At 67.6% G+C, this 17727-nt stretch carries 13 protein-coding genes and 1 tRNA gene; 6 read left to right on the top strand and 8 right to left on the bottom strand.

Features of this window, described 5'->3' with window-relative positions:
* Positions 1-75: 75 nt before the first annotated feature.
* The 4 genes from HPC46_RS18500 to HPC46_RS18515 all read left to right on the top strand — a co-directional run bounded on the left by HPC46_RS18500 (position 76) and on the right by HPC46_RS18515 (position 6376).
* Positions 76-1572, top strand: coding sequence for a DUF3375 domain-containing protein (locus HPC46_RS18500; RefSeq protein ID WP_179472506.1), 1497 nt, complete (start codon positions 76-78; stop codon positions 1570-1572).
* Complete coding sequence (locus HPC46_RS18505; RefSeq protein ID WP_179472508.1) at positions 1569-2273, top strand: DUF4194 domain-containing protein; 705 nt, start codon at positions 1569-1571, stop codon at positions 2271-2273. Before HPC46_RS18500 ends, HPC46_RS18505 begins: the two co-directional genes overlap by 4 nt.
* On the top strand, positions 2266-5637 hold the full coding sequence (locus tag HPC46_RS18510; RefSeq protein ID WP_179472510.1) for an ATP-binding protein: 3372 nt from the start codon (positions 2266-2268) through the stop codon (positions 5635-5637). Before HPC46_RS18505 ends, HPC46_RS18510 begins: the two co-directional genes overlap by 8 nt.
* A gap of 73 nt (positions 5638-5710) precedes the next feature.
* Positions 5711-6376: a hypothetical protein gene (locus tag HPC46_RS18515; protein WP_179472512.1), complete on the top strand. Its 666-nt coding sequence runs from the start codon at positions 5711-5713 to the stop codon at positions 6374-6376.
* Between the two features lie 63 nt (positions 6377-6439).
* Here the strand turns inward: HPC46_RS18515 and HPC46_RS18520 are convergent, their stop codons facing one another.
* The 5 genes from HPC46_RS18520 to HPC46_RS18540 all read right to left on the bottom strand — a co-directional run bounded on the left by HPC46_RS18520 (position 6440) and on the right by HPC46_RS18540 (position 12287).
* On the bottom strand, positions 6440-7096 hold the full coding sequence (locus HPC46_RS18520) for a hypothetical protein (RefSeq protein ID WP_179472514.1): 657 nt from the start codon (positions 7094-7096) through the stop codon (positions 6440-6442).
* 97 nt (positions 7097-7193) lie between these two features.
* Positions 7194-10007 (bottom strand): ATP-binding protein, encoded by a 2814-nt coding sequence (locus tag HPC46_RS18525; RefSeq protein WP_179472516.1) that lies wholly within the window; start codon positions 10005-10007, stop codon positions 7194-7196.
* Positions 10008-10033: 26 nt separating this feature from the next.
* A complete protein-coding gene (locus tag HPC46_RS18530) occupies positions 10034-11170 on the bottom strand; it encodes a zinc-binding dehydrogenase (RefSeq protein WP_179472518.1) in 1137 nt (378 codons plus the stop codon).
* 156 nt (positions 11171-11326) lie between these two features.
* The gene (locus HPC46_RS18535; RefSeq protein ID WP_179472520.1) at positions 11327-12049 is read right to left on the bottom strand and encodes a DUF4189 domain-containing protein; all 723 of its coding nucleotides are present in this window, start codon (positions 12047-12049) and stop codon (positions 11327-11329) included.
* A gap of 164 nt (positions 12050-12213) precedes the next feature.
* Positions 12214-12287, bottom strand: a tRNA-Ile gene (locus HPC46_RS18540).
* A gap of 49 nt (positions 12288-12336) precedes the next feature.
* Between HPC46_RS18540 and HPC46_RS18545 the strand changes: the two genes are divergently transcribed.
* Together HPC46_RS18545 and HPC46_RS18550 are read left to right on the top strand one after the other, a co-directional pair.
* Positions 12337-13383 carry a threonine aldolase family protein gene (locus HPC46_RS18545; RefSeq protein ID WP_179472522.1) on the top strand — a complete coding sequence of 349 codons (1047 nt, stop codon included), beginning with the start codon at positions 12337-12339 and terminating at the stop codon, positions 13381-13383.
* Between the two features lie 11 nt (positions 13384-13394).
* A complete protein-coding gene (locus HPC46_RS18550; protein WP_179472524.1) occupies positions 13395-13958 on the top strand; it encodes a histidine phosphatase family protein in 564 nt (187 codons plus the stop codon).
* Here the strand turns inward: HPC46_RS18550 and HPC46_RS18555 are convergent.
* The 3 genes from HPC46_RS18555 to HPC46_RS18565 are packed head-to-tail and all read right to left on the bottom strand — an operon-like array spanning position 13955 to position 17724.
* Positions 13955-14803 carry a carboxymuconolactone decarboxylase family protein gene (locus HPC46_RS18555; RefSeq protein ID WP_179472526.1) on the bottom strand — a complete coding sequence of 283 codons (849 nt, stop codon included), beginning with the start codon at positions 14801-14803 and terminating at the stop codon, positions 13955-13957. The two genes, HPC46_RS18550 and HPC46_RS18555, sit on opposite strands and share 4 nt — an antisense overlap.
* Before the next feature lie 7 nt (positions 14804-14810).
* The gene (locus HPC46_RS18560) at positions 14811-16172 is read right to left on the bottom strand and encodes a metallopeptidase TldD-related protein (protein ID WP_179472528.1); all 1362 of its coding nucleotides are present in this window, start codon (positions 16170-16172) and stop codon (positions 14811-14813) included.
* A gap of 37 nt (positions 16173-16209) precedes the next feature.
* Positions 16210-17724 (bottom strand): TldD/PmbA family protein, encoded by a 1515-nt coding sequence (locus tag HPC46_RS18565; RefSeq protein WP_179472530.1) that lies wholly within the window; start codon positions 17722-17724, stop codon positions 16210-16212.
* Positions 17725-17727 lie beyond the last annotated feature (3 nt).

Consider the following 17727-nt stretch of genomic DNA (forward strand, 5'->3'; position numbering starts at 1 on the left):
GCACGGGCGTCGTCCGATGTCCCCGCGATCACTTATCTTGGACCGTCCGACCAACTACATCGAGGGGGAAGCTGCGTGGACGACGACATCACCGTGTCGGCCGCTGACCTCCTCGACATCAATCGCGACATCCAGGGCTCCCCCACGATCCGGCTGCTGGCCACACTCAACCTGGGCGGTTACGCCACCCTGATGGAGCGCCACCTCAGCGAAGGCGTGATCGGTGAGACCGAACTCGTGGTGCGCCTGGAACGCGACCTCGACGACCTGGGCCGGCCCGGCGGCGAACAATCCGGCCTGGGCCTGATCAAGAGCTGGGCCAGCCAGGGCTGGCTGCACCGGGTGGCCGACCAGCGCACCGGTGTCGAGCGCAACCTCTGCTACCTGACCCAGGACGCACGGCGTGCGCTGGACTTCCTGCGCGGCCTGCGCCGCCAGGACACCATCGCCACCGGCGGGTCGATCAACGGCATCGCCGCCCGCCTCAAGCAGGTCGCCCTGCGCGTCGGCAACGACCCGGTCCGCATCCGCGCCGGCCTCCAGGCCGAGATCGACGCGTTGCAGGCCGAACTGGACGCGCTGGAACGCGGTGAGGACCTCGGCGACCGCTCCGCCGACGTCGACATGACCGACATGTACGACGAAGCCCACGCCATCGCCCTGCAGATGGAACGGCTGATCACCGACATCGGCCAGTACGGGACGATGATCGAGCGGGCCACCGCGGCCCTGGACGAGCCGATCGACTCCAACCTGGAATACCGCGACCGGCAGCGGCAGATGTACGCCGACTACCAGGCCGCGTGGGACTCCCAGGGCCGCGACTCGCACCGCGCTTTCCTGCGGATGATCAACGATCCCGACCAGCGCGCCGAGTTCGAGGCCGACGTGCTTGCCGTCGCCCACGCCCTGCCCGCCCTGGACCCCGCGCTGCGCAAGGTGATGGCCGGCTTCTTCGAGCTCGTCGGCCAGCAGATCGACGAGGTGGAGCGCATCCAGCAGCGCTGCGCTCAGCGGGTCAAGCGGTTCACCGCGTTCGGCACCTTGGAACAGAGCCGCGGTGTGGCCCGCCAGCTGGGCGACGCGATCGGCGCGGCCCGCGCACTGCTCAAGAGCTCGCTGACCGACTCGCGCCTCGACATCGAACTCCCGCTGGCCCGGCACACGATCAGTTCGGTTGGCGCACTGAGCTTCCGGATCGGTGATCTCACGCCGCCCAAGCCGGCTCAGGCTTCTGAAGGCGAGCTCGACCTGTCCAGCTTTGCCGCGCTCACCACCCAGGTCGACGCGCCGGCGATGTCGGAAATGATCAATACCGCGATCGACGGGGGCGGACGGCTGTCGCTGCCCGACGCGCTGGAGATGTTGTCCGCCCAAGGGCACGGAGCGTATCTGGGTCATGTCATCGTGTTGTGGTCCTGGGCGCTCAAACAGCCGTCCCAAACAGACACCGCGGCACCGGAGTCGGTCACCGTGCGGTTCCAGTCGCTGGACGGCCGCGACCGCGAGATGGAGGTTCCACACCTGGTGTTCACCGAACCGATCTCCAGCCTGTTGGGAGCCAGCGCATGACGAGCATTTCCGATGTCGACATCAGCGGCCTCAGTTCACTCCCCCAGGTCGATCAGACCGCTCGCACGCCGCATCAGCGCCGGCCGCGCTTCGATGGCGATGTCAGCGAATTGCCCGACCGTGCCTGCTGGGCCTTGCAGCAGCTGCTGACTCGCCGCTACATCAGCGCCGAGGCTGACCAAGACCTCTACAGCTGGGTGCTCGAATACCGTGCGCAGCTGTCGGTGCGGCTCTCCGAGCTCGACCTCATGCTGCGCATCGTGGACGGCACCGACATCGCGTTCATCGAGCAGGCTCGCTACGAATCCGCCAGGGGCGCCAAGCTTTTGCGCCGTGAGCCGCTGGGCACCTACGACTCCATCCTGGCTCTGCACCTGGCGCAGATGACGCGCGCAGCGGGCGGGCAAGCGGTGCTGATCAGCCGCGACGAGATCCACGGGCTGTTCTCCGGGGTGCTCAACGATGTCGACCGCGACACCGTCACCTTCACCGCCCGCATCGACGCCGCCATCGCGCGCCTGGCCGGGCTGGAGATCCTGCGCAAGACCCGCGACGACGAAGACAGCTACACCGTCAGCCCGGTGATCAACGCCGTGATGACCGCTTCGGTGATCGCCGAGTTGCAGCAGCAGTTCGAACTGCTGCTGTCCGGCGGCGCCGCACCGGAGCGCGAGGACCAGGAGACCCAGCTTGATGGCTGAACAGTTCCACTTGTCGCGACTGCAGGTCATCAACTGGGGTGTGTTCGACGGGTATCACGACATCCCGTTCAGCGAGGGTGGCGCATTGATCGCCGGTGCGTCCGGCAGCGGGAAATCCTCACTGCTCGACGCGATCTCGCTCGGTTTCCTGCCATTCAACCGGCGTAACTTCAACGCCTCCGGCGACAACACTGCCGCCGGTTCCAGCGCCGGCCGGCGCACCGTCGACAAGTACGTGCGCGGAGCGTGGGGGCAGCGCAGCGACGGTGGCACCAGCAAGGTGATGTACCTACGCGGGGAGGGCACCGCATGGTCGGCCATCGCCGTCAGCTACACCTCCAACACCGGACGCACGGTCACCGGCCTGGTGCTGAAATGGCTGACCGGCGAGTCCCGTTCGGATTCGTCGAGCCGCTTCGTGCTGGCCGACGGCGAACGCGATATCGAGGATGTCTGCAACCGTTGGGCGGCAGGACGTTTCGATTCCGGCGTATTCAAGGCCGACGAGTGGCGGTTCTCCACCAAGGTGGAATCGCAGTACCTGGCACAGCTGTACGCCACGATCGGCATCCGCGCCTCCGACGCCGCCCAGCAGCTGCTCGGTAAGGCCAAGTCGCTGAAAAGCGTTGGCGGGCTTGAACAGTTCGTCCGAGAGTTCATGCTCGACGAGCCGAGCAGCCTGACCCGGCTGCCCGACGCACTCAAGCAGATCGACCCGTTGGTGGAGGCCCGCGAGCTGCTGGCCGTCGCCCAGCGTAAGCGCAAGATCCTCGGCGACATCGAGAAGATCCAGCAGCGCTACGCCTCGGAGTCTTCCGACTTGGGCATCATCGACCTGGTCGACCAGCCGATGGTGCGGGCGTACACCGACCATGTCCGGCTGGCTCAGTGCGCCCCGCAGATCGCGTCGCTGGACACCACCATCGACCAGCTGGGCAATGAGTACGAGGACGTCACCCGGCAGTTGAATCTCGCCAAGGCCGAGGGTGATTCACTCAACGCGCAGATCAGCGGATCGAGCGCCAACCTGGGACCGTTGCAGTCGCAGGTGGCCGGCGCCGAGGCGCAGGCCGAGCAGGTCGAGCGGCGGCGCGCGGCCTACGAGTCGATGTTGAAGGCACAGGACATCGAGATCCCGGACACCGCCGACGAGTTCTGGAATCTGCGTGAGGAACTCAGCACCCAGGTGACCGAACTGCTGGCCAAACTGGACCGGGGCCGGGAGGCCTCCACCGACGCCGAATACGCGCAGAAGGCCGCGCGGATCGCCCGTGACGATGCGGCCAAGGAACTCAAACGCGTCGAACAGGTCGGCTCGGCCCTGCCCGAGTTCGCGATCACCATGCGCGAACACATCTGCGCCGCAGTCGGAATCGACCCCAGCGAGCTGCCCTACATCGCCGAACTGATGGACCTTCGGCCCGACCAGAGCCGGTGGCGGGTCGCGGTGGAGAAGGTGCTGCGTGGCGTGGGCTTGCGGCTGCTCGTCCCCGACGAGCAGTATTCGGCGGTGCTACGGTTCGTCAACGAGACGAACATGGGCGGCCGGCTGCAGCTGCATCACGTACGGGCCTCCCTCGTCGGCGCGGACCCGGTCGAAGCCGACCCGAATACGTTGGCCGGCAAGCTGTTCCTGGTCGATCCGACTCACCCCTGCGCGGCCGAGGCCGCCGATGTCATCGCCGCGGCGGGTGACCACATCTGCGTGGACACCCCGGATGTGTTCGCCCGCTTCCGGCGTGCAGTCACCGACGCCGGGCTGTACAAGGATTCCGACCGGCTGGCCATCAAGGACGACCGGCGTCCGCTGCGGCAGTCCGACTACATCTTCCAAGGTGAGGTCACCGCCAAGATCGACGCGCTGACGGTCGATCTGGCCAATGCCGAGGAGGCCTACCAGCAGGCGCGGCGGGCCGCGGATGAGATTGCGGCCAGGCGGCAGCAGTGGCGGGATCGGTCCGCGGCGTGCAAGGCGATCTGCGACCAGTTCCCGCAGTGGAATCAGGTCGACAGCGAAACCGCCGACGGGCATGCCGACCGGCTGCGCGAGCAGTACGAACTGCTGCTGGCCGACAATCCCGACATCGAGGCGCTCAACGCCCGCGCCGACGAGGTATGGGAGGACATCCAGACCTTGATGACCCGCCGCGGTGCGATCCAGACCCGCCGCGACGATCTGGACGCCCGGCGCACGCAGCTGCTCGATCTCCAGGACCGGCTGGCTCCCCCATTCGTATCGGAGCCGCTGACCGAGCTGCTGAATCGCTACGCCGCCGACGTGCCGGTGTCGCTGGAGGTGCTCAATCCCGAGCCACACCGCGAGGCAGTGTTCAACACGATCCGCAAGGAACGCGAGCAGCTGCGGGAAAGTCGCAGGCGCTCTTACGACGAGCTCGCGCGCATCCTCAACACGTTCGACACTGCATTCCCCGACGCGATCCCCAACGACAGCGACGTCTTCGACGAGCGGGTGCACGACTATGTCGCGCTGTGCCGGCACATCGACGAGCGGGAGCTGCCCGAGGCTTACGAGCGAATGATGCGGCTGGTCACCGAACAGGCACCCGACGCGATCCTCACCCTGCACCGGGTGGCCGAGCAGGAGACCCGGCGGATCAGTGAACAGATCGACCGGGTGAACACCGGTCTGGGTGCCGTCGAGTTCAACAACGGCACCCGGTTGACGCTGCGTGCGACGCCCCGCAGCCTGACCGCGGTCGCCGAGCTGACCGAGATCGTGCGCGCGATCTCCCGGCGCATCGCCGAGGTCGGCCTGGGTGACAAGCAGGCGATCCTCGATCAGTACGCCGACATTCTCCGGCTGCGCAACAGGCTGGCGTCGACCGCACCAGAGGACAAGGCGTGGACGCGTGACGCGCTGGATGTCCGGAATCGGTTCACCTTCGACTGCGCGGAGTGGGATGTCCGCACCGAGGAGTTGATCCGCACGCACAGCAATGCCGGTGACAACTCCGGTGGCGAACAGGAGAAGCTGATGGCGTTCTGCCTCGCGGGCGCCCTGAGCTTCAACCTCGCCAACCCCGAGAGTTCGGACAACAAGCCGGTTTTCGCGCAGTTGATGCTCGATGAGGCCTTCTCGAAGTCGGATCCACAGTTCGCCCAGCAGGCGCTGCAGGCGTTCCGGAAGTTCGGCTTCCAACTTGTCATCGTGGCCACCGTGCAGAACGCCACCACGATCCAGCCCTACATCGACAGCGTGATCATGGTGTCGAAGACGGAGGCGACGAGCCGCAACGCCCGCCCGGTGGCCACCGTTGCGGCCAAGACGATTTCGGACTTCACCTCGTTGCGGGCCGAGATGCGCAGCTCGGCGGCGCGGGAGCGGGTGCCCGCGACCGTCTAATCCGCCCGGTCGCCGGGCTCGTCGGTCGTACTATTCGCCACAGGGCGGTGGGAGCCCTGGCGGGAGGTGCGCGATGAAGCTGCCAAGCACGCGCGTGCCTCCGGCGGATGTGGTGATCGAGCTCGACACCATCGACGAGCTGTTCTCGGTCGATCCGCGCGATCTGATATCCGGTGCCCATCGCATCGACAGCGGGATGGACGAACTGGTGGAACGATTCCTGGCGCAGCGGCGGATCATGCCAGAGCAGCGCATCGTGCTGAACGTCGCCGACGAGGTCCCCGAGGAAACGGCTGCGACCGTGGTCTTGGCCGTGCGCCGCTACTGCCAGCTGCGCATGCGCCGGGCCATCCGTGAACACAACCTGATCTGGCGGCAGGGCAAGCGGGCGCTGTTCAGCGGCTCCCTGCTGTTCATGATCGGGATCGCGCTGTCGTACGCCTTCACCCGGCCCATCATGGGCGACGTCGTCGAGGGTTTACTCGGGAACGGGGTGTTCCTGGTCGTGGCGTGGGTTGGGCTCTGGTATCCGCTCGACCTGTTGTTCATTGCCCGGGAGCAGGCCAAACGGGAGATCCGCGTGCTGGGCAACATGCTTGACGTGCCGGTTGTGATTCGGGCCAAGGACCGGACGATGCCGATCCCCGTGACGCCTCACCCACCCCTGAGCCAGGCGTTGCCACCGAGCTTGAATGCGCGGTTCCGCCGTTTTCGAGGGCCGTCGAAGTCGGGGATCTGAGTCCAGTGCACCGGGTCCGGGCATGAAAAAGCCAGGGGCACAGAGCCCCTGGCTTTCTCTATGTCACTTCAGTTCGGGCAGAGCCGACTGGATCTGTGCGACCTGGGCCTTGCCGACGGCCTCGGCGTAGTCCTTCGGCACCGGGTTGAGGTCGCCGGGGGCGCTACCGAACACGATCACCGCGACGGTCCGGTCGACGGTGAACAGCAGTGCCGCCATGGCGGACTTTCCGTCCGGCGAGGTGCCGATGGTGACGGTCGCGTCGGGGGTGACCGCCGGCAGCGGCTCAGCGGTGCCGGTCACCTGGGACGGCACGCTGTTGGCGGCGCCGGTCAGTGCCGTGGCGGCCTGTGCGGCGTCGTCGGTGATGATGATCGAGACGTTGATGGCGTTGGTGCCTGACGAGAAGGTCTGGGTGACATCCGGCGGCGCGGGGTCCAGGGTGGTCTTCGGCGCATCGCCGGTCCAGGGTGCCTCTCCGACCTGCGGAATGTCAGCGGCCTTGATCAGCAGCGACTCGTAGTTGGCCGCAGCCGCGGGGGTCGAAGCCGCAGCGCTGGTGGTGGTCTCCGTGGATGTGCTCGTCGACGTCGAGGTCGAGGTGCTCGTCGACGTGGACGTGGACTTCTCCTCGTCCTTGCCGCAACCGGCCACGACCAATCCGAGCACCGCGGCGGCCGCCGTGACCCGGACGATTGCTCGCGTGCTGACAGGACTCATAACGGCGCGCTCCATTCTGGCCACCCCCCGCTGGAGGGCCAGAGTGAGCGTAAACGACAAGGTGGACGAAAAGCCTTGTTTCCTGCTGGATCGATGACTACCCGGCCACCGCGGTACGGCGCAGCTGCCTGCGTGATGTGATGCCGAGCTTGGCGAAGACCTTGCGCAGATGCCATTCGACGGTGTGCGCGCTGATGAACAGCTGCGCGCCGATCTCGGCGTTGGTGTGGCCCTCGGCGGCCAGCCGCGCGATCTGCGCCTCCTGTGTGGTGAGCTCACTTCCTGAGGTCACGGGCTGTTTGCGCACGTTCTCGCCGACGACCGCGAGTTCGCGACGCGCCCGCTCGGCGAATGCCTGGGCGCCCATGCGGGTGAACGAGGCGTGGGCCTCGCCCAGCTGTGCGCGCGCATCGGTGCGACGGTTCATCCGGCGTAACCACTCGCCATAAGACAGGCGGGCCCGGGCGGCATGAGGCTCGATGTGCGCCGCCTCGAGGCGCTCGAGGGCTTCGACGAAGAGCCGCTCGGCGTCATCGTCGTCAGCCAACAACGCACGGGCGGCGGCCACCACACCCAAACCCCAGTCTGTTCCGCTGCTTCCTGGTCGCTGTTCGAGGCGTGGCAGCGCGGCTTCCGCGGACTGCCGGTCGCCGCTATGTACCGCGGCTTCGATGAGTTCGAACAGACACCAGCCGTGAAAGCCCAGATCTTCGTATTCGCAGCATCTCTGGGCGGCCTTGAGTGCCTCGTCGTAATGACTGAGGCCGTTGTACAGCACGGCCGCGGTGAAGCTGCTGACGCCGATCAACCGGCCCTCGCCCTTGGCAAGGCCGTCTGCGGCGGCGGCTTCGATGCGCTCGACCGCTTCGGTGGGCACACCGCGCCAGGCGGCCAGGGTCAGCGAGTGGTACTTCATCGGGGTGTGGCCGGTCGCCGCCGTGATGGCGTCGGCTTCCTCGAGAAGGGCTGCGGCCTTGGCGAATTCCCCGGTGTAGACGTGCACACCCGCGCGGTACACCAGCGCCGAGGGCAGCACGGCCAGCGCGCCGCCGTCGCGGGCTCGCCGGACCATGTCGGAGGCGATGTGCTGCAGCACCGTGTCGTCCCACAGCTCGTGGGCCGCGGATTCCTGGGCGATGGGGAACGGCCAGTACTGCGCGGGTCCGGTTTGGTTCTGCGCGTTCGCATTCCACGATTCCAGCGCGGCACTCAGATGAGTCGAACCACGGCCCGGCCCGTCGAGGATACGGCTGGTCATACCACTGAGCAGGAGGTCGATCGGGCGGTGCGGCTCGTCGACGTGCGCCACGGCGTCGCGACCGGCTTGGGCGATCTCCGCCAGTAGTCCGGGCTCGCCCAGCCGGCCTGCGTACATGGCGGCGGTCAGCGCCTCGAGGTACGTCTCACGGGCCAACTCGTCGTCGAGGCCGTCGAGACCACGTGCCGCCGTCAGCAACAACGCCGCGGCATCACCGGTCTGGGGAGCACCCGCCTCGCCTGCCCGGCTGCTTGCGAACTGCAGCTGCGCCTGCATCCGAACCACTCGCGCACGTTGCAGATCGGACAGCGGCGCCAGCTCGGCGATGGCGAGCAGGGCACGGGCGGCCTCAGGTTCGGCCGCCTCCCGTTTGGCATGGGCGGCGGCGATGGCGCGGGCGCCGCGCAATTCGGCATCGGCGGTCAGAGTCGTCGCACGTTCGAGGAACGCTGCCGCCGCAGCCACCCCGCCTCGGCTCGCGGCCCGGCCGGCCGACGCCTCCAATTCGGCGGCCACGGCGTCGTCGGGGCCGAGGGCCGCGTTGGCGGAATGCCAGGCCCGGCGATCGGGGTCGGCCTGGGGGTCGGTGGCCTCGGCGAGGGCCCGGTGGACGGCGCGCCGGTCGGGCAGGTCCGCGGCGCGGTAGGCGGCCGAGCGCATCAGCGGGTGGCAGAAGCGCATGCGCGGGCCGAATTCGATGATTCCCGCGGCTTCCGCGGGGCCGAGCGCGTCGACGACGACGTGCAGCGCTGCGGCGGTCCGCAGGAACAACGCGGCGTCTCCGGTGGGGTCGGCGGCGGCGACGGCGAGCAGCCGCTGCGTCTCGACGGGCAAGGCCTGGATCCGGCGCACGAAACCTTCTTCGATGGCGGCGGTCGACGACCGTTTGCCCGATATCCAGAATCCGCCGGCGAGCTCGGTCGCCGACGCGCTGCGGGGCACCTCCAAGATGGCCAGCGGGACGCCGCGGGTCTCGGCGACGATCCGATCGCGCACACGCGGATCGATGCCGGCCAGCATCACCGCGTCGAGCAGGTCCCTGGCGTCGGCCTCGGAGAGCCCCTCGATCAGCAATTCGGGAAGATCGGCCAGGACATCGGGCCGGTCCCGGACACCGAAGAGGACGGCGACGGGTTCGGCCAGCAGCCGTCGCGCGACGAAGCCGAGGGTCTGCACCGAGACCTGGTCGAGCCACTGCGCGTCGTCGATGACGCAGAGCAGCGGCTGGGCCTGCGCGGTCGCGGCCAGCAGGCTCAGCACCGCGAGTCCGACGAGGAAGCGGTCGGGGGTTGCACCCAGCCCGCGCCCGAAAGCAACGTTGAGGGCCGCGCGCTGCGGCTCAGGCAGGTCGTCGAGGTGGTCGAGCAGGGGCGCACACAGTTGCTGAAGGCCGGCGAAAGCCAGCTCCATGTCCGATTCGACGCCGACCACGCGCAGGATGCGGAAGCCCTCCGCTCGGGCCACGGCGTAGTCGAGGAGCGCGGACTTGCCGACGCCGGCTTCCCCCCGCAGGACCAGGACCTGTGAGCCCTCGCGCACGCGGGCGATCAGCGCGTCGAGGGTCTGGCATTCGCGGTCCCGACCACGAAGGTTCACAGCTGTCGATAGTAGTGACGGCGGCGAATCCAGTCTGGGGTGGCTGATCACCGTCATGAGTGTCGAAACGGCTGGCGGGCGGCTTATTCATCCTGCGGGGTGACGAGGAACTTCTCCCCGGTGGCCCGCTTGACGTATTCACCGAAGGCGTCGGGTTGGAGCATGCCGGCCAGCGACACCTCGCGGGTGTAGTTGCTCGCGAAGGTGGTGGTGAGTTCGGCGGACACCCGGGCGCGCAGCCGCGCGATGGTGTCGGCCCCGGCGGTGGCGAGGAACGGGGTCAGCAGCCAGCCGCCGATGCCCCAGGCCATGCCGAAATTCCTGGTGAGGATGGTGGGGCTGGTGTCGAGTGCGCCGTAGATATAGACCTGCTTGTGGACGTCCGAGCCGTATCTGGAGTATTCGGCGGCGGTGGCATTGGCCGCCTCTTCCATGGCGTTGAGGATGTCGCTGGCGAGCGTGCCACCGCCGGTGGCGTCGAAGGCCAGGGTGGCTTTGGTTGCGGTGAGGGCCTCGACGAGGTCGTGGGTGAAATTCGGTGACGTCGAGTTGAGGACGTGCTCTGCGCCGAGTTTCTTCAGCAGCTCATCTTGTTCGGGTTTGCGGACGATGTTGACCAGTGGAATGCCGTCCTTCTGGCAGAGCTTGACGAGCATCTGCCCGAGGTTCGACGCGGCGGCGGTGTGCACGAGTGCCGAATGTCCTTCGCGGCGCATGGTTTCCGTCATGCCAAGTGCGGTCAGTGGGTTGACGAACGATGACGCACCGTCTCGGGCGGTGGCGCCGTCGGGCAGGACCAGACAGGCTCTGGCGTCAACGGCCCGGTATTGGGAGTACATCGCGCCACCGGCGATGCCGACCGTCTTGCCGAGCAGTGCTTGGGCCGCTTCGGACTTGCCCGCGGCCACCACGGTGCCCGCGCCCTCGTTGCCGACCGGAAGGGATTGATCGAGGCGGGCTTTGAAGGCTTGTGGTGTTGCGATGGGGGCGGTGACGACGGGACGGCCCTTGGTGCCCGTCACTTCTGCTTTCGTCATGTCGGCACTGGCGACGAGGAGTCCGAGGTCGGAGGGGTTGATCGGCGAGGCCTCGATGCGGACCAGCACCTCGGTGTCCTGTGGCTTCGGAACGTCGACCTCGTGGAGCGAGAGTTCGAGGGTGCCCGCGGAGGTGACCAGCGAACGCAGTTCTAGGGCCTTGTCGGGGAGTTCTGCGGTCATCGTCGACGCCTCGTTCCTTGTTTTCGCGGATGCTCAAACGATAGGAACTCGGCACGGCGAACGGAATGTTCCCGGCTTGGTTGGTGAGCCGGATCCCTGACAGCCCGGGCCGCAGCATGACGGCCCGGGCTGTGGGGTCAACGGCTACGCCGGTACTCAGAAGTACGTCGACACCGTCGTGCTTGTGCCGTTGTCACATGTGATCGTGACGGTCCAGTTCCGGAATCGCGGAACTGCTGGGACGATCCTCAGGTCGTACTTCGCGTTGGCGGGCAAGGCGAAGCTGCGGTTGTAGTTGTCCGTCGCGTACGTGCACTGCGACGACACTCCACTGCGGTCGGTGATGTGAGCCTCGATGCCACCGATGATGTTGTTGAACGAGACGGTCGGTCCCAGCTTCGGCGCGGGCGGCGGTGGCGGCGGGTCGTTCGGCGGCGGCGTGGTGGAGCCATTCGCACAGCCCGACACGACGACCTTCGCGCCGGTCTGGTTCTGGAGCTTGGCTTTGGCATTGCTCGAAGCCGCGGCAACCGAGGCGCCCGTAGCACCGACCTCTTCGCCGTAGTCGTTCGACGCGGCCGCTACGCACTCGTTCGTGCCGATAACCACGCTCACACAGTGGCTCCCACCGTTATTGACACAGTTCGTCAGTGCTCCCTGAGCCGCCTGATCCTGGGTGCCACTGATCGCCGAGCCGCCTGCCATCGTGACGGGCGGATTCTCGTTGATGTATCCGAGAGCAAGGGCGATGTATTGGTTGGCTGCATGTGCCTGCGGAGCTGCGCCCACCATTCCGACGACGGTTGCGGCCACGGTCAGCAGGATCGCGGCGATGGTTTGACCGGGCCAACAGGCACGGTTCTGATAGGTGGTTGTCATGTTCTTTCCTTGAGTTTGGCCGGTTCCCTTGTTGTTCACCGCTGCGGCAATAGTCGCGCTCAGCAACAGGCCGGGTAATCGCCACGAAGCCAGAATCCGCCGGCTCGAGGGCAGGGTTTCCTATCCGCCAGGCAAGCATCAGCCGAGGTCATACACCTCTGAAGTAGGGCGGGCGGGGCTCGAACCCGCGACCAAGGGATTATGAGTCCCCGGCTCTGACCAACTGAGCTACCGCCCCTTGCGTGCTTTTCGCGGCCACCATGATCCCACGTGGCGCAAGTGACATCATGGACAGGGTGCCCGCCGTGTCCAGCGCTTTCGCCTCCGACAACGCCGCCCCCGCACACCCGAAGGCCCTCGACGCGATCCTGGCCGCCAACGACGGCACCACCACGTCCTACGGCGACGACCCGATCACCGCGCGCGCCATCGAGCGGGTCAAGGAGACCTTCGACTCCCCCGGCGCCGACGTGCTCTTCGCGTTCACCGGCACCGGGGCCAACATCATCGCCCTGGCCTCCGCCGTCCGGCCCTTTCACGAGATCCTCTGCAGCGATATCGCCCACAGCCTGCTCGACGAGGCCGGCGGTCCCACCCTCGTCTCCGGCGCCAGTCTGCTCGCCCTGCCCAGCGACGACGGAATCATCGACCCCGCCCTGCTCACCCACCGCATCACCCGTCGCGGCGACGTCCACCACTCCCAACCGCGCATCGTCACCATCACCCAGTCCACCGAGAACGGTCGGCTCTGGCAACCCGACGCCATCGCCGAATTCATCGACCACGCCCACGATCTCGACCTGCTGGTGCACGTCGACGGCTCCCGCGTCGCCAATGCGGTTGCCGCCCTTGATGTCCCACCGGCTCAGGCCGTCGGCGACGCCGACATCGTCACCATCGGTGGCACCAAGAACGGCATGCTGTTCGGCGACGCGATCCTGGTCCGCCGCCCTGAACACTTCACCGGCATCGAATTCGTCCAGAAGCAGATCGGCCATCTCGCGAGCAAACACCGTTACGTTTCAGCGCAATTCGATGCCATGCTCGCCGACGGCACCTGGCTCGACGCCGCCGCCCATGCCAACGCCATGGCCGCCCGGCTCAGCACCGGCATCACCCACCTCGGCCTGCACCTGAGCACCCCGACCGAAGCCAACGAGGTGTTCGTCGACGTCCCGGCCGAGGCCCTCGAAGTGGTCAGAGAGCACTTCGCCGTCCACGCTCCCGACCCGCACAAGCCGGCGGTAAGGTTCGTCTGTTCGTGGGCCACCACCGCCGACGACGTCGACGCCGCTCTGCGAGCGCTGGCGCAAGCGCAGGACCGCATCATCTAAGGAGCGACGGGATGCCAGTGACCACGGTGTATCTGGCACGGCACGGCCGCACGGCATTCAACGCCGAGGACCGCATGCGCGGGCTCAGCGACCCGCCGCTCGACGAGGTCGGCATCGCCGAGGCGCGGAAGCTGGCCGCCGCACTGGCCGGCAAGCAACCGGCCGCCGTGATCAGCAGTCCGCTGCAGCGTGCCGTCGCCACCGCGCAGGCGATCGCCGACGCGGCCGGGGTGCCCGCCAGCGTCGACATCCGGCTCAACGACCGCGACTACGGCCCGCACACCGGAGCCAAGCGCGCCGAGGTGATCGCCCGCTACGGCAGCGTCGACAACGCACCGGGAGTGGAACCGTTGGAGGCTGTCCGGCAGCGGGCACTGACCGCTTTCACCGCTCTGGTCAACGAACACGACGGCGGCCCTGTGGTTCTCGTCTCGCATGACGCCTTCAACCGCGCGCTCCTCGCCCAGCTCGACACCACCTTGACCGACGCCCCGCAGCGCACCGCGTGCTGGAACAAACTCAGCCGCGTCGACGGTGTCTGGCGCGTCGAGGAATACGACCAGAAGCCGGATTAAAGCTCGGCGAACACCGTCTGGCCGTCCGCATCGATGACGTAGCGGTCGGTGCCCTCGGCGACACGGGCCTGGTCGGCCTTCAGCGACACCGCGATCTTGTTGCTCGCGTTGCGCATCACGTCCAGCGTCAGCTCGCGGGCCTGCTCGTGCGAGAAGTGCTCCCGCACACCGGAAGCCACCGCCGGGCTGATCCGCGCCGGCGACCAGATCAGCGCATCGGCGTAGCGCAGCGCCGCCTTGTGCGCATCGCTCAACAGCTCGGAGGACTCGAAGTGCTCGATGTCGTCATACATCGACTCACTACCGCCGGCGTCCAGTGCGGTGCTCTCGCGCAGAGATTTGCACAGCCGGCAGTCATGTGCGACAGCACCGCGCAGCCGCACCACCTCGGTGGTCACCGGGTCCAGCGACTTGAGCCGCGCCACTCCGGGCAACAGCTGGTTGAACAGCACATCGGCGGCGTCGGTATTCGGGTCCCACACCGGATTCTCGGGCACCCAGTCCACCGGCAAACCCAGCACCTCCAAGCCATTGCGCACCCGCGGCAGGAAGTCGGCGAAAAACATCTGCGCAACGGCACCGAACGTCCCCGCGCCCAGCGCCGTGGTCAGCGACTCCCGCTGGCGATCGGAGATCGCGGACACATCGACGCTGAACTGCTCGGCGAACTCGGCCACCACCTTCTCGGCGTCGGTCTCCGGCGCGCTCACCGGCATCTGCGCGGGCAGCGGCGTCAGCGACAACGTCGCACCACACGTCGCGCGGATCAAACCCACCAATCGCTGCTGGGCAGTTGGGGACTGCACGACCAGCTGGGTGAGGACTGCGTCAAGATCGTCGGCCATCTGCCGATTATTGCGCTTGGCTCACCGAGGACATGTGGAAGTCGGGGATTCGCAGCGTCGGCATCACTGCACGGGTCGCCCAGTCGCCCCACTCGCGGGGCAGCGTCTGCTCGGCGACGCCTGCCTCGGTGGCCCGCCGCAGCAGATCCAGCGGACTCTCGTTGAAGCGGAAGTTGTTCACCGCCGCGGTGACTTCGCCGTCTTCGATCAGATAGACGCCGTCGCGGGTCAGCCCGGTCAGCAGCAGCGTGGTCGGATCGACAGTCCGGATGTACCAGAGCGTGGTCAGCAGCAGGCCGCGTTCGGTGGCCGCCACCATGTCGGCGAGTTCGGCGCTGCCGCCGGTCATCAGCAGGTTGTCGGCCGGGACCGCGGGCGTGGTGCCGAACTCGGTGGCCGCGGCCCGCGGGTAGGCCAGCGCGTTGATGACGCCGTCGCGGATCCAGTCCACCCGCCCGATGTCCATGCCGTTGTCGAACACCGACACCGTTTCCGAGCCGCTGGCCGCCGCGACGAAGGGCGCGCACTGCAGGCCCGTCGCGAACGGATCGGAGTACATGGTCAGCGGCAGGTCTGTGAGTCGCTCCCCCACTCGGGTTCCGCCGCCGGGTGCCGACAGCGCGCTGCGGCCCTCTTCGGCGCCGCGGCCGTCCATCGACCAGCCCAGGTAGATCATCATGTCCGCGACGGTCGACGGCGGCATCAGCGTCTCGTAGCGGCCCGCGGGCAGCTCGACGGTCCGCTCGGCCCAGCCCAGCCGCAGCGCCAAATCGTCGAGCAGGGCATCGGTCTGCACGTCGACGAACCACGGCGTGCTCACTCCCGCCCACGCGCTGGCGCCGTCGCGTTTGGCGTTGACCTCCACGGTTCCGGTCGGCTGGGTGAAGCGCCGGCGGATCCCGGTCGAGGTGGCCAGGAACGTCGTCTCGACGACGTGATGCGCGTAGCCGTAGAGCCGGTCAGTGCGTCCGAATCCGCGCGACAGGGATTCGGCGACATCGGCGAACACCGCCGCACCTGTCTCGGGCACCGGGGCGTTCCAGTCGTCGGGGATTCCGTTGCCGCTCAACAGCGGTGCGCTGTCGCGGGCGTCGGGGGCGGCGTGCGCGGCGTGTTCGGCGGCGGCCACCAACACCGGGATCGCGGCCGGGTTGACGTCGCTGCTGCGGACTGCGCCGGTATGCGAGGTATCGCCTTTGCGCACAACGGAAATCACGGTGGTCGTACGGGTGGTCGAGACGCCGTTGGTGGTCATCGAGTTGCCGGCCCACCGCAGCGATGCCTCGGCGGTATCGGTCACGATGACGATCGTCTCGTCGACGGTGGCGGCCTGCAGCGCCAGTTCGACGACCTGCTGCGCGGGGATCATGCGCGACTCCACCCCGATTTGGTCTCTTCGCTGGCGCTCATCGACCGGCCTCCTCACGGGTGTTCAGCACGTTCACACCGCGGAACAACGCCGACGGGCAGCCGTGGCTGACCGCGGCGACCTGACCAGGCTGGGCCTTGCCGCAGTTGAACGCCCCACCGAGGCGCCACGTGGACGGCCCGCCGACGGCTTCCATCGAATTCCAGAAGTCGGTGGTGGTGGCCTGGTAGGCGACGTCACGTACCTGACCTTCCAGGCGGCCGTGTTTGATCCGGTAGAACCGCTGGCCGGTGAACTGGAAGTTGTAGCGCTGCATGTCAATCGACCAGGACTTGTCCCCGACGATGTAGATGCCGTCGTCGACCCCGGCGATCAGATCATCGGTGCTCAGATCCTCGGTGCCCGGTTGCAGCGAGACATTGGCCATCCGCTGGATCGGGACGTGGTGTGCGGAATCGGCATACGAGCAGCCGTTGGAGCGGGCCTGACCGAGTCGCGGTGCGAACACCCGGTCCAGCTGGTAGCCGACGAAGATGCCGTCGCGGACCAGGTCCCAGCTTTGGGCGGCCACCCCTTCGTCGTCGTAACCGATTGTCGCCAAGCCGTATTCGACGGTGCGATCAGCGGTCACATTCATCACCGGTGAGCCGTAACGCATCGTGTTCAGCTTGTCCGGGGTGGCAAACGAGGTGCCCGCGTAGGCCGCCTCGTAGCCGATCGCGCGGTCGTATTCGGTGGCGTGCCCGATGGATTCGTGGATGGTGAGCCACAGGTTGGTCGGGTCGATCACCAAGTCGGTGGGGCCGGCGACCACCGTCGGCGCCTTGGTCTTGTCCGCCAGCAGGATCGGCAGCTCGGCCAGCTCAGCGCTCCAGTTCCACACGTCGTCGCCGGCGAGCACCTCCCAGCCGCGCGCGGTCGGCGGGGCCAACGTGCGCATCGACTCGAAGCTGCCCGCGGCGGCATCGACGGCCACCGCGTCCAGCGCCGGCATCATCCGGACCCGCTGCTGCGTGATCGACGAGCCGAAGGTGTCGGCATAGAACACCTGCTCCTTGACGGCATTGACCATCGCCGAGACGTGGTCGACCCCGTCGGAGGCCAGCAGCCGCCCGGCGTACTCGCCCAGCACCGCGATCTTGTCGGCGGTCGACACGGTGAACGGGTCGATGGCGTAGTTCGACACCCACGTCACGTCGGCGTAGACGGGCTCGGGCGCCAGCTCGATGCGCTCGGCGTTCAGCACGGCCAGTGAGGTGGCCACCTCCACTGCGCGGCGGGCGGTGTCAGCGGCAACCTCGGGGGCCAGTTCGGCGTGCGAGGCGAAGCCCCAGGTGCCATCGACGATCACCCGGACCGCCATCCCGATCTCGCGGTCGGTGACCGCGCTTTGCAGCTCACCGTCGCGCAGCTGCACCACCTCACTGGTGACGGCGTGGATACGCAGGTCGGCATAGCTGGCGCCGGCGGCCACGGCGGCCGACAGCGCGGCATCGGCGAGCGCGTGGCGCGGCAGGGCCAAGAAGTCGGGATCGACGTCGTGGGGACTCACGTG

It is taken from the genome of Mycolicibacterium vinylchloridicum (assembly GCF_013404075.1).
Classification (GTDB): domain Bacteria; phylum Actinomycetota; class Actinomycetes; order Mycobacteriales; family Mycobacteriaceae; genus Mycobacterium; species Mycobacterium vinylchloridicum.

What these genes read in the sequence shown, in the direction of transcription:
- HPC46_RS18505 (WP_179472508.1), top strand. Translation starts at nt 1,569, where the DNA reads ATGACGAGCATTTCCGATGTCGACATCAGCGGCCTCAGTTCACTCCCC.
- HPC46_RS18510 (WP_179472510.1), top strand. Translation starts at nt 2,266, where the DNA reads ATGGCTGAACAGTTCCACTTGTCGCGACTGCAGGTCATCAACTGGGGT.
- HPC46_RS18515 (WP_179472512.1), top strand. Translation starts at nt 5,711, where the DNA reads ATGAAGCTGCCAAGCACGCGCGTGCCTCCGGCGGATGTGGTGATCGAG.
- HPC46_RS18520 (WP_179472514.1), bottom strand. Translation starts at nt 7,096, where the DNA reads ATGAGTCCTGTCAGCACGCGAGCAATCGTCCGGGTCACGGCGGCCGCC.
- HPC46_RS18525 (WP_179472516.1), bottom strand. Translation starts at nt 10,007, where the DNA reads ATGACGGTGATCAGCCACCCCAGACTGGATTCGCCGCCGTCACTACTA.
- HPC46_RS18530 (WP_179472518.1), bottom strand. Translation starts at nt 11,170, where the DNA reads ATGACCGCAGAACTCCCCGACAAGGCCCTAGAACTGCGTTCGCTGGTC.
- HPC46_RS18535 (WP_179472520.1), bottom strand. Translation starts at nt 12,049, where the DNA reads ATGACAACCACCTATCAGAACCGTGCCTGTTGGCCCGGTCAAACCATC.
- HPC46_RS18545 (WP_179472522.1), top strand. Translation starts at nt 12,337, where the DNA reads ATGGACAGGGTGCCCGCCGTGTCCAGCGCTTTCGCCTCCGACAACGCC.
- HPC46_RS18550 (WP_179472524.1), top strand. Translation starts at nt 13,395, where the DNA reads ATGCCAGTGACCACGGTGTATCTGGCACGGCACGGCCGCACGGCATTC.
- HPC46_RS18555 (WP_179472526.1), bottom strand. Translation starts at nt 14,803, where the DNA reads ATGGCCGACGATCTTGACGCAGTCCTCACCCAGCTGGTCGTGCAGTCC.
- HPC46_RS18560 (WP_179472528.1), bottom strand. Translation starts at nt 16,172, where the DNA reads ATGATCCCCGCGCAGCAGGTCGTCGAACTGGCGCTGCAGGCCGCCACC.